Genomic DNA, 3899 nt, shown 5'->3' with positions numbered 1-3899 from the left:
TTTGTCAATCCCAGCTACGATCGAGACTTAGATATCGCACATAGCATTACACCAGCCGCCGTTCAATTCGCCCTAGAGCAGCATCCCGATGCCAAGGCTGTGATGATGGTCTATCCGACTTATTACGGCGTAGGTGGCGATCTGGGTGCCATTGCGGAGATCGTGCATAGCTACGATCTGCCGTTATTGATAGATGAAGCGCATGGCGCGCATTTTGGCTTTCATCCCGATCTCCCGCAGTCGGCATTGAGTCTCGGTGCCGATCTGAGCGTACAATCGACGCATAAATTATTGGGTGCGCTGACACAATCAGCAATGTTACATGTCAACGGGAGCCGGATCGATCGAGATCGTCTCAGCCGCTGTTTGCGATCGATTCAAACTACCAGTCCCAGTTATTTACTACTAGCTTCCCTCGATGGAGCGCGTAAGCAAATGGCGTTACATGGTAAAGAATTAATGTCACGAACGATCGAGTTAGCCAAGATCGCCAGAGCGCAGATTTCGCAGATAGAGGGACTCTCGGTAGTTGCTGTAGATGCAGCTACTACCGGCTGTTACTATTTCGACCCCACGCGATTGACAGTGACAGTTACGGGTTTAAATCTGACTGGTTTTGCTGCCGATGAAATTTTAACTGACAAGTTAGGTGTGGTTGCCGAATTGCCATCGTTGCGCCATGTGACGTTTATCATCAGCTTGGGAAATACGCAAGCTGATATCGATCGATTGGTAGCTGCATTTACCGATTTAGCGACAAATTATCGTCAAGACAGCGCGATCTCCTTACCAGTAATCGAGCCACCAGCGAGTATTTTGACTACGATGGCGATGACACCGCGCCAAGCCGATCGATCTCGTCATCTGCGGGTATCGATCGACGATGCTGTTGGTAAAATTAGTTCCGAAGCGATCTGTCCGTATCCACCCGGAATTCCGATCGTGATGCCTGGTGAAATAATTACTGCCGCTGCGCTAGACTACTTGCAACAGGTATTAGATTTAGGCGGTGAGGTTGCGGGTTGTAGCGATTTGGACTTAGCTACAATCGCGATCGTCGATTGTTAATTTAGTGCGTCGGAATGAGATCTTTAATTAACAACATCAATAATTAGTTATGACAGATAATGCACCTCAGTCGATCTCGTTAACCGGCAAAGTAGTTGCTGTGACAGGTGCCTCGGGTGCATTGGGACGGGCATTAATCGAGGAGTTATCTGTTCGAGATGCCAAAATCCTTGCCATCACCACGAATTTAACAACCATTTTTCCAGACGGTGTCACTGTTTTAGCTTGGCAGTTAGGATCGGAAGCTGAATTATTACCGCACCTGCAAGAAGTAGATATTCTCATTATCAATCATGGGATCAACGTCTATGGCGATCGCTCTTTTAGTGCAATTAGCAAGTCATTTGAAGTTAATACTTTTTCGGCACTTCGACTAGCAGAAATATTTTTTAGTACGGTTGCAGATGCTAAAAATCGATCGACTAAAGAACTATGGGTCAATACGAGCGAAGCCGAAGTGAATCCAGCTTTAAGTCCATTATACGAACTATCGAAACGCACCCTGGGCGACTCGATGACATTGTTGCGATTGGATGCACCCTGTATCGTGCGGAAATTAATCTTAGGCCCTTTCAAAAGTCAGCTCAATCCCTATGGTGTTATGTCAGCACCTTGGGTGGCGCGGGCAATTATCTTTCTCGCCCAGCGAGATGTGCGAAATATTATCGTCACGATTAATCCACTGACTTATCTGCTATTTCCTATTAAAGAATTCTGTCAATCTTGGTATTTTAAGCTATTTACTAAGCATGGAAATATTGCGTAGGTTTAAATCTAAGACCCCCGACTTCTTCAAGAAGTCGGGGGTCTTAATTACACGCGTCGATCTAATTACCGATATTACTAAAATAGCTATTATCTAAAATTAAATGCCGGTGGCGATCGAGTGTCATTAACCCTTTAGCTTGAAACTGAGCCATCATGCGACTGACAGTCACGCGAGTCGTCCCGATCGCGCTCGCGAGCTGTTGATGGGTAAACTTATAATTAATCCGTGTCTGAGCGTTGGGCAACGATTCACCCAGCTCATCTCGGAGCAATGATAGTAGACCTTTTAAACGTTCGATCGTATGACGGCGACCGTTGATAATCAGCAGCATTTCTGCTTGACGCATCCGCTTGGATAATTGGGGGAGCAAAAGTTGCGACAACCGCATCGAACCCTCAATTTCATCAAGTCGCAACCAGCGTAAATAGACAGGTGACAACGCGATCGCTTGATAGTCGATTGTTTCCGAGCCTTGAGTGCCAAACCAGGCTCCTGTCGCCGCCCAACCAAATAAAACTTGCTCGCCATCCTCATAGTTAGCACTCAGTTGTACTAACCCCTGAGTAACTTGCCACACCCCCTCTGGAAACAAGGGGATTTCATCGCCTTTGGTGTGGAAATATAGCCGCTTACTGAGTACCGAAGGCTGTTGTTGCTGTTGTGTTGAGTAATCTAGGTCTGTACTTTGAACGATCGACAGCATAATTTTCGCTCCAAAATCTGAATTCAGATTACTCGGTCAAGGTAAAATCGAGGTAATGGAGAGATTAAGGCTAGTTAGGAATTGATAATTAATAGTTGATAATTGATAATTAAGACAGATGTCCTTAAGCCCTTAGCCCCGATCGTATGCTACTTGCCGAAAAATCTACAGAACGTAACTGGACTCCGATTATTGCACAACTAACAGCAGTCGTCGGTATCAAAGGCATCATTCAGCGGCGAGAAGAATTAATTACTTATGAGTGCGATGGCTTGACTAGCTATCGCGAACGTCCTGCGTTGGTGATTTTGCCTAAGACGACTGAGCAAGTCGCAGCGGCGGTAAAAATTTGCGATGAAAATAACGTAGCTTGGATCGCTCGGGGAGCGGGGACTGGTTTATCGGGTGGCGCGTTACCTGTGGAAAATTGCGTGTTAATCGTCACGGCATTGATGAATCAGATCCTCAAAGTAGATCTAGAGAATCAACGCGTCGTCGTCCAACCTGGCGTTATTAATAATTGGGTGACTCAAGCCGTCAGTGGCGGCGGCTTTTATTATGCGCCCGATCCTTCCAGTCAGATTATCTGTTCGATCGGTGGTAATATTGCCGAAAATTCTGGCGGCGTTCACTGTCTCAAATATGGCGTGACTACCAACCATGTCCTCGGCTTAAAAGTCGTTATTCCCAGCGGCGATATCGTCGATCTCGGTGGGGAAATTGCTGAAATGCCAGGATACGATCTGACGGGTTTATTCGTCGGATCCGAAGGCACCCTCGGCATCGCCACCGAAGTCACCCTCAAAATCCTCAAAACGCCCGCATCAATCTGTGTCCTGCTAGCAGATTTTGCTAGCGTTGAAGCGGCTGGCAGCGCAGTTTCCGGCATCATCGGCGCGGGTATCATCCCCGCAGGGATCGAGATGATGGACAACTTCAGCATCAATGCTGTCGAAGATGTCGTTGCCACCAAATGTTATCCTCGCGATGCCGTCGCCATCCTCCTCGTCGAAATCGACGGCTCGGCAGTAGAAGTCGCCACCAATCAAGCCCGCATTGCGGAAATTTGCCGCGAGAATGGGGCGCGCGACATTACCGTTGCTACCGAGCCAGAAGAACGGTTGCGGCTGTGGAAGGGGCGTAAAGCCGCCTTTGCTGCGATGGGCAAAATCAGCCCCAATTATTATGTACAGGATGGGGTAATTCCCCGCACGCAACTATCCTACGTACTCCAAGAAATCGAGAAACTAGGCACAAAATACGGGTACGATGTTGCGAATGTCTTCCATGCTGGTGATGGCAATCTCCACCCCTTAATTTTGTACAACAATGCTGAAGATGGCGCGTTAGAGCAAGTAG

Annotated in this window: 4 protein-coding genes; 3 read left to right on the top strand and 1 reads right to left on the bottom strand. The window is 47.5% G+C overall.

The genetic code is table 11. From position 1 onward, the window contains the following. On the top strand, window positions 1–1068 hold a 1068-nt coding region (locus RMO84_RS10700), incomplete at its 5' end, for an arginine decarboxylase (RefSeq protein ID WP_310488449.1). A gap of 49 nt (window positions 1069–1117) precedes the next feature. Beyond that, window positions 1118–1834, top strand: coding sequence for a bifunctional sterol desaturase/short chain dehydrogenase (locus RMO84_RS10695; RefSeq protein WP_310488448.1), 717 nt, complete (start codon window positions 1118–1120; stop codon window positions 1832–1834). 61 nt (window positions 1835–1895) lie between these two features. Here RMO84_RS10695 and RMO84_RS10690 read toward each other — a convergent pair whose 3' ends face one another. Continuing rightward, window positions 1896–2540 (bottom strand): Crp/Fnr family transcriptional regulator, encoded by a 645-nt coding sequence (locus RMO84_RS10690; protein WP_310488447.1) that lies wholly within the window; start codon window positions 2538–2540, stop codon window positions 1896–1898. A 146-nt stretch (window positions 2541–2686) separates the two neighbouring features. Here RMO84_RS10690 and RMO84_RS10685 point away from each other — a divergent pair. Next, on the top strand, window positions 2687–3899 hold a 1213-nt coding region (locus RMO84_RS10685; protein ID WP_310488446.1), incomplete at its 3' end, for an FAD-linked oxidase C-terminal domain-containing protein.

It is taken from the genome of Chamaesiphon sp. VAR_69_metabat_338, assembly GCF_031423935.1.
Taxonomy (GTDB): Bacteria; Cyanobacteriota; Cyanobacteriia; order Cyanobacteriales; family Chamaesiphonaceae; genus Chamaesiphon.
The sequence above is the reverse complement of the archived record's forward strand: the minus strand, read 5'-3'. Positions and strand labels throughout refer to the sequence as shown.